This is a genomic window from Mycobacterium sp. P4_H6, from assembly GCF_056400845.1.
Genome location: NZ_JBFUKN010000065.1, coordinates 1 through 17,690 on the forward strand (window position 1 = coordinate 1; position 17,690 = coordinate 17,690).

The window sequence follows — 17,690 nt, forward strand, 5'->3', positions numbered from 1 at the left end:
GAGCAGCCCCGCGCCGATGCCCAGAACGAGTACCTGGACAAACATGGCTGGGATGACTACGCGCGGTGGCATCTCGGTCTCACCGAGGGCGCCAACGATGACACCAAGGCACGATATGCGTTCGTATACGGTGACTTTCGGCGGGTGCACCGCTCCGGTCTGATCGCCTGCGTGTACCGCGCGGCCGAGTGGCGACACAAGGCCGTGGAGTTGGCGGCCCACCAGTTGCTGCAGAAGCTGGACGAGGCGGCCGGGATCGAGTGAGCGTGCGGAGATTGCCGCGGGCCGAAACCGTCCGGCAGAGCATGCCGCTATACCGTTGATCGGAGAATCCCTTTCGAACATGCAAGGCGGGTAGACGTGCACGGTGCTCGACCTGGCAGTGGCTGGATGGCGTTCAAGGGCGCGGTCAACCGTGCCACTGAAAGTCGCACTGTCGAGTCGATCGCTCGTGCCGGCTATCCCGTGAGTGGGTTGCTGCATCTGTTGATTGCCTACATCATCGTGCGGATCGCCTTCGGTTTTCGGGGCGAGGCCGACCAGACGGGGGCTTTGGCGGTACTCGCGGAGCAGCGCGGCGGTTCGATGTCGTTATGGGTGGTGGCGTTCGGCTTGTTCGCGCTGTCGATGTGGCGGCTGGCCGAGGTTGTGCTTGGTCTGCATCCGGGCGAGAGCAACCACGCTGACAAGCGGCACACGTCGCTGGTGAACCGGTTCAAGGCGTCCGGACTTGCGGTCGCGTACCTGGCGTTGGCATTCGCGGCGGTGCAGTTCGCGGTGGGAGTGGGAAGGCAGGGGAGTGAGCGGGCAGAAGGACTGAGTGCCCGGTTGATGCAGTCTGGCGGGGGTAAAGCCGTTCTGGTCGCCGCCGGTGTGGCGATCGCGGCATTCGGCGGCTACTTCATCTACAAGGGCGCATCTCGGATGTTCCTGCGAGACCTGACGGTGCCGGGCGGACGGCTGATGACAACGCTGGGCATCGTCGGTCATGTCGCAGAGGGCATCGTGCTCTGCGCGGCGGGGATCTCCGTGCTCGGTGCTTTGTTCTGGCAGGATCCGTCGAGGGCGACGGGACTGGACGCGGCGGTGAGAGCGCTGGGCCGGACGGAGTACGGCCAGGCCACGTTGTTGGCGGCGGCAGCCGGTTTTGCCGCGTACGGCTTGTACAGCGTTGCGCTGACCAGGTATTCGCGAATGTGACCGCCCGGTGAGCACAATGGTTGTGCAACCGGTGGGGCGTGACCATAATCGCGGCCATGACACCCGCTGAACCATTCGCCACCGATTCCACGCCGGCGCTGTCTGCGCTCGCCCCTCAACTCGAAGAGCTGGCCTCACGGCTGGGCGTCAAGTCGGTGCTCGTGATGCGGTCCGAGCCCGATGCCATGGTGGTCGCGGCCACCGCCGGTGAAGCCACCCAGCACTACACGGTCGGCGCGGCCGGTAAGAAGGCCGGCGAGGACGCCGGCCGGACGCCGCTGTACTGCGAACGGGTGGTGAACACCGACGAGGCGCTGTTCGTTCAGGATTCGCGGGTCGATGAGACCTTCGCCGGCAACGAGGACGAGACCGAGTTCGGTCTGCACAACTACCTGGGCGTCGCGGTGCACGACGGCGAGGGCCGGGTGGTCGGGACGGTCTGTGTGCTCGATGACACGGCCCGCGAGTATTCCGAACAGGAGCGCGCCGAGCTGGAGCGGGTGCGTGCTGAGGTGGAGACGATCGTCGCGAAGGACGCCGGCGCCCTGGGGTCATCCTGTGGATGAATCGGTGATTGGGGATAACTAGGGCTTTCTCCGGTCTCTGGGCCGCGGAGCTGTCGGTGGCCGCGGCGAGGGTGGGTCCATGGAAACCTGGACTCGCGCCGAGATCGGTGCACTCGGTGAGCAGCTGGCGGTGCAGCACCTCGAAGCAATGGGTTTGACGGTGCTGGAGCGCAATTGGCGTTGCCGGTACGGCGAACTGGATGTGATCGCCCTCGATGAGGCGGCCCGGGTGGTGATCTTCGTCGAGGTGAAGGCGCGCACCACTGACCGGTTCGGCGGGGTCGCCTATGCCGTCACCCCGGACAAGGTGCGTCGGCTGCGCCGGCTGGCGGGCCTGTGGTTGGCCGGGGGTGGCGGTAGCTGGTCGGGGGTGCGTATCGATGTGATCGGGGTGCGGTTCGGCCGCACCCGGGTACCCGAGCTGACACATCTGCAGGCGGTCGGCTGATGGCGCTGGGGCGAGCGTTCGCGGTCGCGATCCGGGGCCTGGACGGCATTACGGTGGAGATCGAGGCCGACATCACCGGCGGGTTGCCGGGTGTGCACCTGGTCGGGCTGCCCGACACCGCGTTGCAGGAATCGCGCGACCGGGTCCGGGCGGCAATCACCAACTGCGGGAACAGTTGGCCGGATACCCGGCTGACGTTGGCGCTGTCCCCGGCGACGCTGCCCAAGGTGGGTTCGATGTACGACCTGGCGCTGGCTTCGGCGGTGCTGGCGGCGCATCTGAAGAAGTCGTGGGCCCGGCTGGAGAAGACGGTGCTGCTGGGCGAGCTCGCACTTGACGGTCGGGTCCGCCCGGTCCACGGTGTGCTGCCCGCGGTGTTGGCCGCCAAACGCGACGGTTGGCAGGCGGTGGTGGTGCCCTTGGACAATCTGGCCGAGGCCAGCCTGGTGGACGGCATCGATGTGTGGGGCGTGCAGACCTTGCGCCAGTTGCAGGAGTGGTTTCGCGGGAAGGGACAGCTGGCGGGACGGATCACTGACGCGGCGCCGTATGTGCCGTCGGAGTGCCGCGACCTCGCGGACCTGATCGGTCAGACGGCGGCGCGGGTCGCGGTGGAGGTCGCCGCTGCGGGCGCGCACCATCTCATGCTGACCGGGCCGCCCGGAATCGGCAAAACGATGCTGGCCCAACGGGTGCCGGGCCTGCTCCCGGCGTTGACGGAGGAGGAGGCCATCGAGGTCACCGCCATCCATTCGATCGCCGGGACGCTGGCGCCCGACACTCCGTTGATCACCCGTCCGCCCTTCATCGCCCCGCATCACTCCTCGACGGTGGCCGCGATGGTGGGCGGGGGTACCGGGATGGCGCGCCCGGGTGCGGTCAGCCGCGCACACCGCGGGGTGTTGTTCCTCGACGAATACGCCGAAGTCGGGACCAACGTGCTGGAATCGCTGCGAACCCCCTTGGAGGAGGGCGAGATCCGGCTGGCCCGCCGCGACGGCGTGGCGCGCTACCCGGCGCGGTTCCAGCTCATCCTGGCCGCCAACCCCTGCCCGTGTGCGCCGACCGACCCGGCGGACTGCCTGTGCAATGCCGGCGCCAAGCGTCGCTATCAGGGCAAGCTGTCGGGCCCGTTGGTGGATCGGGTCGACCTGAGGGTCGAGATGCATCCGATCCGGGCGGGTGCCTTCACCCACGAGGTGGGGGAATCGACCGCGGCGGTGCGCAGCAGGGTGGCCGCGGCGCGCGCGGCGGCGGCCGAGCGGTGGCAACCGATCGGGGTGCGGACCAATGCCGAGGTGCCGGGACCTGCTCTGCGGCAGCAATACCGTCCCAGTGACGCCACGATGGCGGTGCTGCGCGCCGCAGTCGACCGCGGCAAGCTCAACCTGCGCGGTGCCGACCGTACCCTGCGCATCGCCTGGTCGATAGCCGATCTGGCCGGGGTGAACTCACCGACGCCGGATCATGTCGCCATGGCGCTGAGCTTCCGGCAGGGCGGTGTGTGATGACCGACGACACGGTGCGGCGCGCGTGGGCGTATCTGTCGCGGGTGGCGGAGTCTCCGTGCGCAGGCCTGGCCGGCTTTGTGGCCGATGTCGGTCCCGTGGAGGCGGCCACCACCATCAAGGCCGGTCTGGTGCCCCAGGAGCTGCAGACCCGCGTCAAGGCGCGTTGCGAGATCGACAGCGCCGCAGCGGACCTTGAGATGCTGGACCGCCGCGGCGGCCGGTTGATCACCCCGGACGATGCGGAGTGGCCACATCTGGCCTTCACCGTGTTCGACAGCGAGACGGTGCAGAAGAAGGAATCCGGTAGGCATCCGATGGTGCTCTGGGCGATCGGCCCGGCCCGACTCGACGAGGTGGCCGCCCGGGCCGCGGCGATCGTCGGCACCCGGGCATCCACCGCGTACGGCGAACACGTCGCCGCCGACCTGTCCGCCGGGCTCGCCGAACGCCATGTCGCGGTGGTGTCCGGCGGCGCCTACGGCATCGACGGTGCGGCCCACCGGGCGGCGCTCGGTGTCGACGGGGTCACCGTGGCGGTGCTGGCCGGCGGGATCGATGTGCCCTATCCCGCAGGACATTCCGCGTTGCTGCACCGGATGTGCGGCAGCGGTCTGGTGGTGACCGAATACCCGCCCGGTGTGCGGCCCGCGCGGCACCGCTTCCTGACCCGCAACCGGCTGGTGGCTGCGCTCAGCGGTGCGACGGTCGTGGTGGAGGCGGGCCTGCGCAGCGGGGCCGCGAACACCGCCGCGTGGGCGGACGCGATGGGACGGGTGGTGTGTGCGGTGCCTGGTCCGGTGACCTCGGCGGCGTCGGCGGGCTGCCATGTGCTGCTGCGCCGGAAAACCACGCAACTAGTCAGTCGCGCCGAGGAGATCGTCGAGATCGTCGGGCGGATCGGCGAACTCGCCGATGATCCCGAGCACCCGCGGACACCGCTGGACGGGCTGTCCCGGGAGGAGGCGCTGGTGTACGAGGCGCTGCCGGCACGGGGTCTGCGCAGCGTCGAGCAGATCGCCGTGGACGCCGGAGTGCCCGCCGAGCAGGTGCTCGGCCCGTTGGCACTGCTGGAGATCGCCGGTCGCGTCGAGTGCAGGGAGGGACTGTGGCGGATCGTGAAGAGCTGACCTACTCCGGCTTGTTCGAATCCAGCTTGTGGTATCGGGTCACCAGATCGAAGTTGTCGCCGTAGTGGCCGGCACCGGTGACGACTGCCCGTTCGACGAGTTCGGTGCTGCGCCGATCCACCACGACGATCCGGTCCGTGCGCAGATCCTTGTAGAGCGCCACACACAGCAGCACCATGACGATGACGAACGGCACCGCGGCAACGATCGTCAGATTCTGCAGGCCGGTCAGCGCATCCGCGCCGCCGCCGCCGATGATCAGCATGATCGCGGCGACCGCGCCCGTCAGCGCACCCCAGAACACCACCGTGGCACGACGGGGCTCATGAGAGCCCTTCTCGGACAACGAGCCCATGACGATCGAGGCGGCGTCGGCGCCGGAGACGAAGAAGATGGCCACCAGCACCATCACCAGCACGGTGGTGATGCCCGCCAACGGCATGGTGTCGAGCAACTGGAACAGCGCGCCGGTGCTGTCCACGCCGCCTTCCGCGTCGACCATGTCGCCGACGGTGCGTTGCCGGTCGATCCCCGCGCCGCCGAAGATGACGAACCACACCAGGCTGACCGTCGTCGGGACCAGCAGCACGCCGGTGACGAACTGCCGGATGGTGCGGCCGCGGCTGATGCGGGCGATGAACATGCCGACGAACGGAGTCCAGGACACCCACCACGCCCAGTAGAAGATGGTCCAGCCCGACAGCCAGGCCGCGAGTTCGGCGTCACCGTTGGCGTCGGTGCGGGCGCTCATGGCCACGAAGTCGCGGATGTAGTCACCCAGTGCGCTCGGAACGAGGTTGAGAATCAACAACGTCGGGCCGGCGACGAACACGAACACCGCCAGGATCAAAGCCAGCACCATGTTGATGTTGGACAGCCACTGGATGCCGCGGGCGATGCCCGATACCGCGGACAGGATGAACGCCACCGTCAGCACCGCGATGATCGCCACCAGGATCGGGGTGCCCACGGTGCCCACCCAGCCGTTGAACTCCAGCCCATCTCCGATCTGCAGGGCGCCGAGCCCGAGAGAGGCCGCGGACCCGAACAGGGTCGCGAAGATCGCGAGGATGTCGATGACCTTGCCGGCGGGCCCGTTTGCGCGGTCGCCGAACAGCGAGGTGAACGCCGCCGACAACAGCCCCGGCCGGCCCTTGCGGTACATCCCGTAGCCGATCGCGAGCCCCACCACCGCGTAAATGGCCCACGGGTGCAGGCCCCAATGGAACATGGTGGTGGCCATCGCCGTCTGGAACGCCTCATCGGACTGTGCCTCGGTGGTGCCCGGAGGCGGGGTGACGAAATGATTCAGCGGCTCGGCGACACCCCAGAACATCAGGCCGATACCCATGCCCGCGCTGAACATCATCGCGATCCAGGAGATGGTCTTGAACTCCGGTTCTTCGTCATCGCAGCCGAGCGGGATGCGGCCGTACTTGCTGGCGGCCAGCCACAGCACGAAGACGACGAAGAAGCTCGCCGCCAGGACGAAGAACCAGCCCAGGCCCTTGATGGCCGCGTCCTTGGTGCCCGCGGACACCGCGGACAACCCCGGGGTGTCGATCAGACCCCACAGCACAAAGGCGATCGAGATGACGCCGGTGACACCGAACACCACCCAGTCGCGGCCGGGATTGGCGTCGGTGGGGGCGATGCGGCCGGTGATGGGCGCCAACGGATGTTCTTGGTGGGAGGTGGCCACGTTGGCGACGTCGTCGGGTTCTGAAGCGGACGCGGGCCCGGAGGCACCGTTCGTGTCGAGCGACATCGTGCTGTCCTCACGTCAGATGGATGACATGTTGCGAATAACGCACTCGTTGCGTATTAAACAACACCTTGGGTCTGGGCGCGTGCCAAACCGTGTTCGTTTCTCAGCATTCGACGACGTTGAGCGCGAGGCCGCCCAGCGAGGTCTCCTTGTATTTCTCGGCCATGTCGGCACCGGTGTCGCGCATCGTCTTGATGGCGGTGTCGAGGTCGACATGATGAATACCGTCGCCGCGCAACGCCATTCGCGCCGCGGTGATCGCCTTGACCGAAGCCACGGCGTTGCGTTCGATGCACGGGATCTGCACCAGACCGCCGACCGGATCGCAGGTGAGGCCCAGATTGTGCTCCAGTCCGATCTCCGCGGCGTTCTCCACCTGGGCGGGTGTGCCGCCCAGCACTTCGGCCAGACCGGCCGCCGCCATCGCGCACGCCGAACCGACCTCGCCCTGACAGCCCACCTCGGCTCCGGATATGGATGCGTTGGTCTTGCACAGGATGCCCACGGCGCCCGCGGTCAACAGGAACCGGACCACCGTGTCGTCATCGAAATCTGGGACGAAATCGCGGCAGTAGTGCAGCACCGCAGGCACGATGCCCGCGGCGCCGTTGGTCGGTGCGGTCACCACCCGGCCGCCGGCGGCGTTCTCCTCATTGACCGCAAGGGCGTACAGCGCAACCCAATCCATCGCCTCCAGGGGATCACGCGCGTCGGGGTGCGCCTCGAGTTCGTGGTGCCATGCCGCGGCGCGGCGGCGCACCCGCAGTCCTCCCGGCAACACCCCGCCGTGGACCAGGCCGCGGTTCACGCACTGCTGCATCACCTCCCAGATGGCGAGCAGTTCCTCACGCACCTGGGGGGCCGGCCGCAGCTCGGATTCGTTGGCCAGCATCAGCGCGCTGACGGGCAGACCCGTGCCCGCGGTCAGGTCGAGCAATTCGTGCGAGGTGCGGAAGGGGTACGGCACCGCGCGGTCGGTGCTGATGGCGGCCGAGGTGATCTCGTCCTCGTCGACCACGAATCCGCCACCGACGGAGAAGTATTGACGTGTCGCAAGGACGTCGCCGGCCGCGTCGGAGGCGCGGAAGAGCATCCCGTTGCTGTGGTGGGCCAGCGACGTGCCCACGTGCAGCACAATGTCCTCGTCCACGGCGAAGGGCACCGACTGCCAGCCGCCGAGAGCAAGCCTACCGTCGGCCCGCACCGCCGCCAGGCGGTCCCGAATCGACTCCGGGTCAACGGACTCGGGCTGCTCGCCGAGCAGCCCGAGGATCACAGCGGTGACCGATCCATGCCCCTGACCGGTCGCGCCCAGCGAGCCGAAGAGTTCCACCTGAACTCCGGCAGTGGCGCTCAGCAGGTCGCGGTCGGACAGCCATCCGACGAACCGGTCGGCGGCGCGCATCGGTCCGACGGTGTGCGAACTCGACGGTCCGATACCGACTTTGAACAGCTCGAAGACGCTGATCACGGCCGGACCAGTCAGCCGGTGAACCCGAGGCGACGGCTGATCTGTTCAGCGGCCATCATGGTCATCGCGGCCACCTCGTCGAATCGGGAGGGATCCAAACGGTATGCCGGCCCCGAAACGCTCAGAGCGGCAATGGCTTTACCGGTGCTGTCGCGAACGGGAACGCCCACGGCATTGAGGCCGATCTCCAGTTCCTCGCACACACTGGCCCACCCCTTGCGGCGGACCTCGGCCAACTCGGCGGCCAGCGCGACGCTGTCGGCGATGGTGCTGTCGGTGAAGGTCGCCAGCGTGTCACCGGTCAGCTCGCGCACCCGTTCGGCGGGCAGCGCCGAGAGCAGGGCCTTGCCGCTCGAGGTTGCGTGCGCGGGGCAGTTCTGCCCGATCCAGGTGCGCAGCGTGATCTCCGCCGGACCCAGCGTCTCGACGATGTTGATGATCCTGTCGCCGTCCAGGATCGCCACATTGATGGTCTCGCCGCACTGTTCGGCGAGCCGGTCGCAKGTGGCCTGGCTCTGCTTGGCCAGGTCCATCTGTGCGCTGGTGGAACCGGCCAGCCGGACCAGGGCGAACCCCAGCCGGTACTTGCCGCGGTCGGAGAGTTGTTCGACGAACCCGCGGGACTCCAGGACAGTGATCAGCCGGGACACCGTCGACTTGTGCACGCCGAGTTCGGTGGCGATCTCGGTGACCCCGGCGGTGCCCAGCTTGCCCAGGATCTCCAGCACCATGAGCGCCCGGTCCACCGATTGCACTGCCGCGACGGACTTCTCCCGCGGCGCAACGTCGTCGGTGTCGGCAGTCATGACGGCACCAGTGTAGACAATGGTCGCGGTCATACCGGCGCCCCCAATTCGGGCCGGTCACGCAACCGGTCCTCGATCCACTGGTGGAACTCGCCGATATGGTGTTCGGAGGGCACCAGGACGCCGCCCTTGCGGTACGCGCGTGAGGACATGGTGGGCTGCGTGCGTTCGCAGGCGTCGAAGTCCTGCTCGTTCACCCGGTGGAAAAGCTCCACCGATCGTTCCAGGTCACGGCCTTGGGCCACCACGTCGGGCAGATACAGCCAGTCGCATTCGACGACCGTGCGATCCGGGCCCAGCGGGTACATGCGGTGGAAGATCACATGGTCGGGCACGAGGTTGATGAACACGGTGGGCCGGACGGTGATGGCGTAGTATCGGCGGTCCTGCTCGGGTGTCACCCCAGGGATCGCGTCCAGCCCCGCGCTGCCGTCAATGGTGAAGCCCGCCACGTCCGCACCGAACAGGGCGCCGTGCCCGACGAAGTACTGCGCGGCCAGTCCGCCGGCAAATTCCGGCAGCACCTCGGTGAGTTCCGGGTGGATGGACGCGCAGTGGTAGCACTCCATGAAGTTCTCGACGATCAGCTTCCAGTTGGCCGCCACGTCGTAGACGATGCGCCGGCCCACCGACAGGTCGGCGATACCATAATGCTCGATGGCCTCGGGGTTGCCGAGCCGCTCGGTGACGGCACCGATGACCTCGTCTTCGAAGGACGGCGGCTCGGCGTCCAGGCACACCCAGGCATAGCCGAGCCATTCCCGCAGCGCCACCGGCACCAGCCCGTATTCGGTGCGGTCGATACGTGCGCCCTTCTCATCGGTCAGACTGCCGAGATTCGGTGCCGCGAAGAGCTTTCCGTCCAGTCCGTAGGTCCACGCATGGTACGGGCACTTCAGGTGACGCTTGACCACTCCGGAGTCCTCGGAGCACAGCATCGCCCCGCGGTGCCGGCAGACGTTCAGGAAGGCATTCAGGGCACCGTCGCGGCCCCGCACCACGAGTACGCTCTCCCGGCCCACCTGGATTCTGCGGAACGCGCCGGGGGAGGGCAGATCCGCGCCGCGTACTGCGCAGAACCACATGCGTTCGAAGATGCGGTCCTGCTCGGCTTCGAATATCGCTGTGTCGTAATAGTATCGGCCGCTCAGGGTGGGCATCAGGTTGCCGCCGGCGGGCGCGCCGGCCGGCAGCGGCCGCGATTCGTCGATCGTGGTCATGTGGTCACCAGTCGTGTGGGGTCGAACAGTCCGATGGGGTGCGCGGTGGTCCCGGTGGTGGCCAGATCGGCCAGCACCTCGCCGACGACCGGGACGAATTTGAACCCGTGTCCCGAGAAGCCGCATGCCACCGTGACATTGGTGAATCGATCCGGGCGGGTGATGACGAAATGCTCATCCGGGGTGTTCGAGTACATGCAGGTCGCGGTGTGCACCGCCGGGCCGGTCAGCGCGGGCAGCAGCTGGACGACCCGTTCGCGCATCTCGTCGATCTCCTGCGGGTGCACGGTCCGGTCGATGGTTTCCGGTGTGCACACCTGGCCCTTGCGGAAGAAGGCCACCTTGACGCCGCCCGCCGGTCCATCGATGGCCGGGAACCCGTAGATCTGCTGGCCGACGGCGTTCTCGTGGATGAAGATCGGATGATCCTCGAACGGTGCCGTTCCGCCCGCCGGGTCCAGCCAGTACAGCACCTGACGCTCGATCGTGATCGGAATACCCAGCTCGTTCAACAGTTCCGGCGCCCAGGCGCCCGGGCAGATCACCAGTTGCCCGGCGGTGTAGCTACCGGTCGCGGTGGTCACCGTCACGCCGTGCGGACCGTCGGCCCACACCTGCACCTCCTCGCCGAAGCGCAGTGTGGCGCCTTCGCGTGCCGCCAGATCGAGATGGGCCTGCACGGTCATCTCGGGTCGGGCGAAGCCTGCCTTGGCCTCGTAGAGAGCGACATCGCCGGGGCTCGGGGTGAAGGTGGGGAAGCGACGGCGGAGCTCGGCGGCATCCAGCATCTCGTGCGGCAGTGACCATTGCAGCGCGGCGCGTTGGCTGCCGGCGACGGTCAGGCAGTCGGGTGGGCCGACGAACACGCCTCCGGTGAGCCGGTACACCTCCCGCCCGGTGCTCTGCTGCAGTTCTGCCCACAGTTCATAGGCCCGCAGCAACAGGGGTACATAGGCGGGGTCCTCGAAATAGGACTGCCGGATGATGCGCGAACCCCCGTGGCTGGAACCGCGGTCGTGGGCCGGGGTGAACTTCTCCAGGCCGAGCACCCGGACCCCGCGCCGCGCCAGGTGATAGGCGGCGGCGCTGCCCATCCCGCCCAGCCCGACGACGATGACGTCATAACTGTTGTCGCTCACGTCATCTCCGGATCAGCGTCATGTCGGGGTCGACGACCGGCTCGGCATGCACGGTCGCCGAGAAGTTGGTCATCAGGTACGCCACACTCACCGCCGTACCCACCGCTGTGTCGGCGGGCAGCCACGCGTAGGCAATGCTGCGGCCGAGGGTGGCCGAGTACCCGGCGCTGGTCACATAGCCGCCCACGGCGCCGTCGATGCTGACCGGCTCCTTGCCGAGTACCACCGCGCGGGGGTCATCGAAGACGATGCTGCGCAGCACCTTCGCCGGGGCGGGAGCGGTGTCCAGTGCCGCCTTGCCGAGGAAGTCACCCTTCTTGCCCGACACCGCGAACCCGACACCGGCCGCGGCCGGTAGGTGTTCGGCAGTCATATCGGTGCCCCAGGACCGGTAGCCCTTTTCCATCCGGAGGCTGTTGAAGGCGATGCGGCCGGCGGCGATCGCGCGGTACTGCCGGCCGGCCGTGGCCAGCAGATCCCACAACTTGAGGCCGTGTTCGGCGGAAGCATAGATCTCCCAGCCCAATTCGCCGACATAGGAGACCCGCATCATCGTGACGGGGACCGATCCGATGAATGTCGTGAGGGCGCGGAAGTAGCCGAACGACTCGTGGGAGATGTCGGCCGCGCACAACGGTGCGACGAGGTCGCGGGCGCGCGGCCCCCACACCCCGATGCAGCAGGTGCCGCCGGTGATGTCCCGTACCGTCACCCCGGTCTCCGGCAGTCGGCGCAGCATCCAGTCCATGTCCAGCGGGCCGTTTGCGCCCACCTGGAACACGGTGTCGCTCAGGCGGGCGACCGTGAGATCGCTGCGGATACCGCCGGATTCGTCGAGCATCAGGGTGTAGGTGACCGACCCGGTGCGCTTGTCGACGTTGTTGGTCGTGAGGTGCTGCAGGAATGCGCACGCGCCGGGTCCGCCTACCTCGTAGCGGGTCAGCGGCGTCATGTCGTAGAGAGCGACGTGCTCGCGGGTCCAGCGCGCCTCGGCGATGGAAATGGGGGAGTAGAACCGGCCCGACCAGTCGTCGCGGTCCGGGAACTCGAGCCCGGTATCGGCGAGTTCGCCCACCAGCGTGGCGTTGGCCTCATACCAGGCCGGCCGCTCCCAGCAGCCGCCCTCGAAGAAATGCGCGCCGAGTTCGCGCTGCCGGGCGTGGAACGGGCTGACCCGCAGATCGCGCGGTTCGGTGCGGTATTGGTGCGGATGCACGATGTCGTACACCTCGACGAAGGCCTGCGAGCTGGTCTTGAGGATGAACTCCGGGCTCTTGGCCGGCTCCTCGAACCGATAGAGGTCGCATTCGTGGACGTCGGTGGCGGGTGCGCCGACGAGGATCCACTCGGCCATCGCCTTGGCCACCCCGGCGGAATGCGTGACCCATACCGCCTCGGCGACCCAGAATCCGGGTAGCTCGCGGTGTTCGCCCATCAGGGAGAAGCCGTCGGGGGTGAACGAGAAGATGCCGTTGAAGGCCTCCTCGACCTTCGAATCACTCAGCACGGGAAGCAGTTCGGTGCTGGCCTCCCAGCCGGGTGCGAAGTCGTCGTCGGTGAACGGCAGCATCGACGGCATGGCCTCACCCGCCGTCTCGGTCAGCAACGTCGTCATCTCCACCGGCATCGGCCGGTGGCCGTAGTATCCGATGCCCAGCCGGTCGCCGTGCTCGCGGTAGTAGAGGTCCTGATCCTGGTGGCGCAGGATCGGCAGCCGCGCGTCGTCCGCTGCCAGTCCCTCGCGCCGTAGCGCAGCCACCTGGCCCGTCTTGGCGTACTGATGTGCCATCGGGACCAGCGGCACCGTCAGCCCGACCCGCGCCCCGAGTTCGGCACCCCAGAAGCCGGCGGCCGACACCACCACGTCGGCGGCGAACTCGTCGCCCGCGGCGGTCCGGACACCGACGACACGTCCGCCCCGATCGAGGACGTCCACCACTTCGTGGTGCCCGAGGAACCGGGCGCCACGGGCGATGGCGCGCTCGGCCTGTGCGGTCGCCGCGCGCAGTGCCTTGGCCAGGCCATCGGACGGGGTGTGGAAACCGCCCAGTATCCGGTCGGCATCGAGCAGTGGATGCAGGGCCGCGCACTGCTGGGGATCGATGAGCTCGCCCTGGATTCCCCATGACCGGGCCCAGCCGTGCTTGCGGTGCAGATCGGTCCAGCGGGCTTCGGTGGTGGCCACCTCGAGGCCGCCGACCTGGTTGAAGGCGTCGAGTCCGACGAACTTCTCCACCGTGTAGCGCGCGAACTCGCTCATGGTCTTCGATCCGTTGGTCTGGAACACCAGGCCGGGGGCGTGCGACGTGGAGCCGCCGGTGGCGAACAGCGGCCCGCGGTCCAGGACGGTCACGTCTGTGCACCCGCGGGCGGTCAGTTCATCGGCCAGGGACGTGCCGACGATTCCTGCGCCGATGACGACGACTTTGGGGTGGTTCATACCCGGGCTCCTGTTGCGCATTAAGCAACTACTGCGTATCGCGCAACAATATCCCCGATGGGTGGTTCCCGCAAGATGTGCGGGCCGGCGATTCGCCTGTTGGCAGGGGCGGGGGGGGCGGGCGATCGTCGCGGCTCGTGAAAGAGAGTGTCCGGCAGGGCAATTCATGTCGTCCGGGGTCCACGTTGTCATCCGTGCGGGTGCGCGGCACCGGGCGGCGCCGCACGGTGCGAGGCGCGAACGGGTCCGGCGCTGTAGCCGACCACCATCGGGCGGCTGCTCGTACAGTGGTCATGAGATCAGCTAAAAGTATTGTGGGAGGCTCACTATGGCGGGACGTCCGATTCACACCTTCGAGGTCATCAGCAGCGAACAGCTGGCACCGCACATGATCCGGTTGGTGCTCGGCGGCGTCGGGTTCGACACCTTCACCCCCGGCAAATACACCGATTCCTACGTCAAGATCGTCATCGTCTATCCGGATGTCGACATCGTGTCGCTGCCGCACCCGCTCACCCTGGACAGCTTCAACGTGCTGCCCGAGCACAAGCGCCCGACCGTGCGCACCTACACCGTGCGCTCGGTCGACGACTCGCTGCGCCAGATCTCCATCGACTTCGTCGTGCACGGTGAGCAGGGTGTGGCCGGCCCCTGGGCGGCCGCCGCCCAGCCCGGACAACCGGCCTATCTGATGGGACCGTCCGGCGCGTACGCCCCCGATCCCGCCGCGGACTGGCATCTGCTGGCCGGTGACGAATCCGGGCTCCCGGCGATCAGCGCGGCCCTGGAAGCGTTGCCGCCCACCGCGATCGGCAAGGCCTTCATCGAAGTCAGCGGACCCGACGACGAGATCGAGCTCACGTCGCCCGACGGAGTCGACGTGCACTGGATCTATCGCGGTGGACGCGCCGACCTCGTCGGCGAGGACAGGGCCGGGGACCACGCGCCACTGGTCACCGCGGTCAAAGAGATGCTGTGGCTGCCCGGTCAGGTCCAGGTGTTCGCCCACGGCGAGGCGCAGGCCGTCATGCACAATCTGCGTCCTTACCTGCGCAAGGAACGCGGGGTGGAGGCGAAGTGGGCGTCCATCTCCGGGTACTGGCGCCGCGGTCGCACCGAAGAAACTTTCCGGCAATGGAAGGCCGAACTGGCCAAGGCGGAGGCRGGCCAGCGAGACTGACCCCATGGCATTCGGCGACTACCAGCTCGAGATCTATCTGCAGGGCCTGGCCGGGGTGGTGCCATCGCTGCCGATGGCCTTCGCCGAGCTGGAGTCCAGGGCACAGTCGGCGATGTCACCCTCGGTGTGGTCCTACGTTGCCGGCGGCGCCGGCGATGAACGGACCCAGCGGGTCAACGTCAGCGCGTTCGAACACTGGGGGCTGATGCCGCGGATGGGCGTCGGCGCCACCGAACGCGACCTCAGTGTCGACTTGTTCGGGATCACGTTGCCTTCGCCGGTGTTCATGGCACCCATCGGCGTCACCGGTATCTGCAGCCGCGACGGCCACGGCGATCTGGCCGTCGCCCGCGCCGCCGCCCGCACCGGCGTGCCGATGACGGTGTCCACGTTGACGGMCGACCCGCTGGAGGAGGTGGCCGCCGAGTTCGGGGACACCCCGGGGTTTTTCCAGCTCTACACGCCGAAGGATCGCGACCTCGCGGCCAGCTTCGTGGCCCGGGCCGAGGCCGCGGGTTTCAAGGCCATCGTGGTGACCCTGGACACCTGGGTGCCCGGCTGGCGTCCCCGCGACCTGAGCACGTCGAATTTTCCGCAGCTGCGTGGGCACTGCCTGTCCAACTACTTCAGCGACCCGGTGTTCCGGGCGAGCCTGCCGCAGTCCCCGGAGGAGAACCCGCAGGGCGCCATCCTCAAGTGGGTGTCCACCTTCGGTCAGCCCGTCACCTGGGACGACGTCACCTGGTTGCGCTCGCTGACCCGGCTCCCGTTGCTCGTCAAGGGCATCTGCCATCCCGACGATGCGCGCCGCGCCCGCGACACCGGCGTCGACGGCATCTACTGCTCCAACCACGGCGGCCGCCAGGCCAACGGCGGCATCCCGGCGATCGACTGCCTGCCCGAGGTGGTGGCGGCCGCCGACGGGCTACCGGTGCTGTTCGACTCCGGCATCCGCAGCGGCGCCGACATCGTCAAGGCCCTCGCGCTGGGCGCCACCGCGGTCGGCGTGGGACGTCCCTACGTCTACGGTCTGGCGCTCGGCGGCACCGACGGTGTGGTGCATGTGCTGCGTTCGCTGCTTGCCGAACTCGACCTGACCATGGCGATCGACGGCTACCCAGGGTTGGCCGATCTCACCCCGGACACGCTGCGGCGCGTCCACTAGACAGCGCGCAGGCATCTGCGACGGTAGGACGGTGAGCAAGCCCGACCTCGAACCGCTGCTGGAGGAGTTCGACGAGTACCTGGCGCTGCAACGCGGTCGTTCGGCCCACACGCGCCGCGCCTACCTGGGCGATCTGCGGTCGCTCTTCGACTTCACCGCCGGCGGTCTGGACACCCTGACCCTGCCCAGGCTGCGGTCCTGGCTGGCCGCGCAGGCCGGTGCCGGAGCGGCACGCACCACGCTGGCCCGGCGCACCTCGGCGATCAAGACGTTCACCGCATGGGCGCTGCACCGCGGCCTGCTGAGCACCGATCCCGCTGCGCGGCTGCAGACCCCCAAGGCGCACCGCACCCTGCCCTCGGTGTTGCGCCAGGACCAGGCGCTCGACGCCATGGACGCCTTGAATTCCGGTGCGCAGCAAGGTGATCCACTCGCGCTGCGGGACCGGCTGATCGTCGAGCTGCTGTACGCCACCGGCATCCGGGTCAGCGAACTGTGCGGGCTCGACATCGACGACGTCGACCGCTCGCGCCGACTGCTGCGCGTGCTGGGCAAGGGCAACAAGCAGCGCACCGTGCCGTTCGGCGAGCCCGCCGAGGACGCACTCTCGGCCTGGCTGGACCGCGGCCGGCCGGAGCTGGTGAAACCGTCCTCCGGCGCCGCACTGCTGCTGGGCTCGCGCGGTGCCCGTCTCGACCAGCGCCAGGCCCGCACCGTGGTGCACCAGACGATGGCCGCTGTCGACGGTGCCCCCGATATCGGTCCGCACGGCCTGCGCCACAGTGCCGCCACCCATCTGTTGGAAGGTGGCGCCGATCTGCGCGTCGTGCAGGAACTGCTGGGCCATTCGACACTGGCCACCACCCAGCTCTACACCCACGTCACCGTCGCGCGGCTGCGTGCGGTGCACGATCAAGCGCATCCACGGGCTTGAGCACGACCGGGGTCGACGCCAGCAGGGCCAACGGATCCACATAGTCCGCGCGCGCCGCCGGGCCCCACATCGCCCCCCAGTGCAGGCAGGCCCGCACCGGGCAGCCGGCATGCCCGTCGAGCAGCACACCGAGCGCGGTCCCGGTCTCCACCCGCTGCCCGGCCCGCACCGCCGGGCGCACCGGCTCGTAGCTGGTGCGCAACCCGCCCGGATGCTGCACCGACACCAGCGGTCGGCCGGCCAGCTCACCGGCGAACACGACGGTGCCGCCGGCACTCGCGAACACGGGCTGACCTGTGCTGCCGGCCAGATCCACGCCGCGATGCCCGCGCGTCCAGTTCGGTGCCGGCGCGTCGAACCCGCGGGTCACCGTCGCCGCGGGCCGCAACGGCCACTGCAGCCGGGCGGCCTCCGCGCCCGCCGGGGCGGCGGCGGTCAACGCGGCCACCATGAGCACCGCCGCACACCTCATCAACCCAGTTCAGCGTCTCGAACTCGACCCCGGAAGCCCCACTCGGGCAAACTGTGGATGAACCGGGGACTGTGCACTACTCGGCTGGTAAAAGCACAGGTTCCCACGGTGTAAACTTCTTCCCGCAGCTCACATCCGTGGGCTGACTTCGCGCGTCTGCACCGCAACCCGCACCACAGGTTGCAACCAGCATGCCGGGCGGTCCTGATCCGGGAAACCGAGTCGGGTCCGGCAGCCGCAGTC

At 68.3% G+C, this 17,690-nt stretch carries 16 protein-coding genes; 9 read left to right on the top strand and 7 right to left on the bottom strand.

The window, feature by feature from the left end:
* From AC1DTF_RS22865 to dprA, 6 genes are all read left to right on the top strand, one after another.
* Positions 1-264, top strand: a 264-nt coding sequence (locus AC1DTF_RS22865; protein ID WP_477475736.1) for a hypothetical protein, incomplete at its 5' end; no start/stop codon positions are given.
* A 126-nt stretch (positions 265-390) separates the two neighbouring features.
* Positions 391-1,200 carry a DUF1206 domain-containing protein gene (locus tag AC1DTF_RS22870; protein ID WP_057168031.1) on the top strand — a complete coding sequence of 270 codons (810 nt, stop codon included), beginning with the start codon at positions 391-393 and terminating at the stop codon, positions 1,198-1,200.
* Between the two features lie 56 nt (positions 1,201-1,256).
* The gene (locus tag AC1DTF_RS22875) at positions 1,257-1,766 is read left to right on the top strand and encodes a GAF domain-containing protein (protein ID WP_477475737.1); all 510 of its coding nucleotides are present in this window, start codon (positions 1,257-1,259) and stop codon (positions 1,764-1,766) included.
* Positions 1,767-1,845: 79 nt separating this feature from the next.
* A complete protein-coding gene (locus AC1DTF_RS22880) occupies positions 1,846-2,214 on the top strand; it encodes a YraN family protein (protein WP_057168033.1) in 369 nt (122 codons plus the stop codon).
* On the top strand, positions 2,214-3,722 hold the full coding sequence (locus AC1DTF_RS22885) for a YifB family Mg chelatase-like AAA ATPase (RefSeq protein ID WP_477475738.1): 1,509 nt from the start codon (positions 2,214-2,216) through the stop codon (positions 3,720-3,722). The genes AC1DTF_RS22880 and AC1DTF_RS22885 overlap by 1 nt, the downstream gene beginning before the upstream one ends.
* Positions 3,722-4,852, top strand: coding sequence for a DNA-processing protein DprA (dprA, locus tag AC1DTF_RS22890; protein ID WP_477475739.1), 1,131 nt, complete (start codon positions 3,722-3,724; stop codon positions 4,850-4,852). Before AC1DTF_RS22885 ends, dprA begins: the two co-directional genes overlap by 1 nt.
* Position 4,853: 1 nt before the next feature.
* Here the strand turns inward: dprA and AC1DTF_RS22895 are convergent, their stop codons facing one another.
* The 6 genes from AC1DTF_RS22895 to AC1DTF_RS22920 form a co-directional block, all read right to left on the bottom strand.
* Entirely contained in the window at positions 4,854-6,620 is a 1,767-nt protein-coding gene (locus AC1DTF_RS22895) for a BCCT family transporter (RefSeq protein ID WP_082614218.1), read from the bottom strand.
* 103 nt (positions 6,621-6,723) lie between these two features.
* On the bottom strand, positions 6,724-8,091 hold the full coding sequence (locus AC1DTF_RS22900; RefSeq protein WP_477475740.1) for an L-serine ammonia-lyase: 1,368 nt from the start codon (positions 8,089-8,091) through the stop codon (positions 6,724-6,726).
* A gap of 11 nt (positions 8,092-8,102) precedes the next feature.
* Positions 8,103-8,897 carry an IclR family transcriptional regulator gene (locus tag AC1DTF_RS22905; protein WP_057168068.1) on the bottom strand — a complete coding sequence of 265 codons (795 nt, stop codon included), beginning with the start codon at positions 8,895-8,897 and terminating at the stop codon, positions 8,103-8,105.
* Between the two features lie 29 nt (positions 8,898-8,926).
* Positions 8,927-10,117, bottom strand: coding sequence for an aromatic ring-hydroxylating oxygenase subunit alpha (locus AC1DTF_RS22910; RefSeq protein ID WP_477475741.1), 1,191 nt, complete (start codon positions 10,115-10,117; stop codon positions 8,927-8,929).
* Positions 10,114-11,211: an N-methyl-L-tryptophan oxidase gene (gene solA, locus AC1DTF_RS22915; protein WP_477475755.1), complete on the bottom strand. Its 1,098-nt coding sequence runs from the start codon at positions 11,209-11,211 to the stop codon at positions 10,114-10,116. The genes AC1DTF_RS22910 and solA overlap by 4 nt, the downstream gene beginning before the upstream one ends.
* A gap of 46 nt (positions 11,212-11,257) precedes the next feature.
* Positions 11,258-13,696 carry a GcvT family protein gene (locus tag AC1DTF_RS22920; RefSeq protein WP_477475742.1) on the bottom strand — a complete coding sequence of 813 codons (2,439 nt, stop codon included), beginning with the start codon at positions 13,694-13,696 and terminating at the stop codon, positions 11,258-11,260.
* Between the two features lie 328 nt (positions 13,697-14,024).
* On the opposite strand from AC1DTF_RS22920, the gene AC1DTF_RS22925 reads away from it, so the two are divergent.
* The 3 genes from AC1DTF_RS22925 to AC1DTF_RS22935 are packed head-to-tail and all read left to right on the top strand — an operon-like array spanning position 14,025 to position 16,975.
* Positions 14,025-14,876, top strand: a complete 852-nt coding sequence (locus AC1DTF_RS22925; protein ID WP_477475743.1) for a siderophore-interacting protein — start codon at positions 14,025-14,027, stop codon at positions 14,874-14,876.
* 4 nt (positions 14,877-14,880) lie between these two features.
* Positions 14,881-16,041: a lactate 2-monooxygenase gene (locus AC1DTF_RS22930; protein ID WP_477475744.1), complete on the top strand. Its 1,161-nt coding sequence runs from the start codon at positions 14,881-14,883 to the stop codon at positions 16,039-16,041.
* A 55-nt stretch (positions 16,042-16,096) separates the two neighbouring features.
* The gene (locus AC1DTF_RS22935; RefSeq protein WP_477475756.1) at positions 16,097-16,975 is read left to right on the top strand and encodes a tyrosine recombinase XerC; all 879 of its coding nucleotides are present in this window, start codon (positions 16,097-16,099) and stop codon (positions 16,973-16,975) included.
* Here AC1DTF_RS22935 and AC1DTF_RS22940 read toward each other — a convergent pair.
* Complete coding sequence (locus AC1DTF_RS22940; RefSeq protein ID WP_477475745.1) at positions 16,923-17,447, bottom strand: M23 family metallopeptidase; 525 nt, start codon at positions 17,445-17,447, stop codon at positions 16,923-16,925. The genes AC1DTF_RS22935 and AC1DTF_RS22940 overlap by 53 nt on opposite strands.
* Positions 17,448-17,690 lie beyond the last annotated feature (243 nt).

What these genes read in the sequence shown, in the direction of transcription:
- AC1DTF_RS22870 (WP_057168031.1), top strand. Translation starts at nt 391, where the DNA reads ATGGCGTTCAAGGGCGCGGTCAACCGTGCCACTGAAAGTCGCACTGTC.
- AC1DTF_RS22875 (WP_477475737.1), top strand. Translation starts at nt 1,257, where the DNA reads ATGACACCCGCTGAACCATTCGCCACCGATTCCACGCCGGCGCTGTCT.
- AC1DTF_RS22880 (WP_057168033.1), top strand. Translation starts at nt 1,846, where the DNA reads ATGGAAACCTGGACTCGCGCCGAGATCGGTGCACTCGGTGAGCAGCTG.
- AC1DTF_RS22885 (WP_477475738.1), top strand. Translation starts at nt 2,214, where the DNA reads ATGGCGCTGGGGCGAGCGTTCGCGGTCGCGATCCGGGGCCTGGACGGC.
- dprA (WP_477475739.1), top strand. Translation starts at nt 3,722, where the DNA reads ATGACCGACGACACGGTGCGGCGCGCGTGGGCGTATCTGTCGCGGGTG.
- AC1DTF_RS22895 (WP_082614218.1), bottom strand. Translation starts at nt 6,620, where the DNA reads ATGTCGCTCGACACGAACGGTGCCTCCGGGCCCGCGTCCGCTTCAGAA.
- AC1DTF_RS22910 (WP_477475741.1), bottom strand. Translation starts at nt 10,117, where the DNA reads ATGACCACGATCGACGAATCGCGGCCGCTGCCGGCCGGCGCGCCCGCC.
- solA (WP_477475755.1), bottom strand. Translation starts at nt 11,211, where the DNA reads ATGGGCAGCGCCGCCGCCTATCACCTGGCGCGGCGCGGGGTCCGGGTG.
- AC1DTF_RS22920 (WP_477475742.1), bottom strand. Translation starts at nt 13,696, where the DNA reads ATGAACCACCCCAAAGTCGTCGTCATCGGCGCAGGAATCGTCGGCACG.
- AC1DTF_RS22940 (WP_477475745.1), bottom strand. Translation starts at nt 17,447, where the DNA reads ATGAGGTGTGCGGCGGTGCTCATGGTGGCCGCGTTGACCGCCGCCGCC.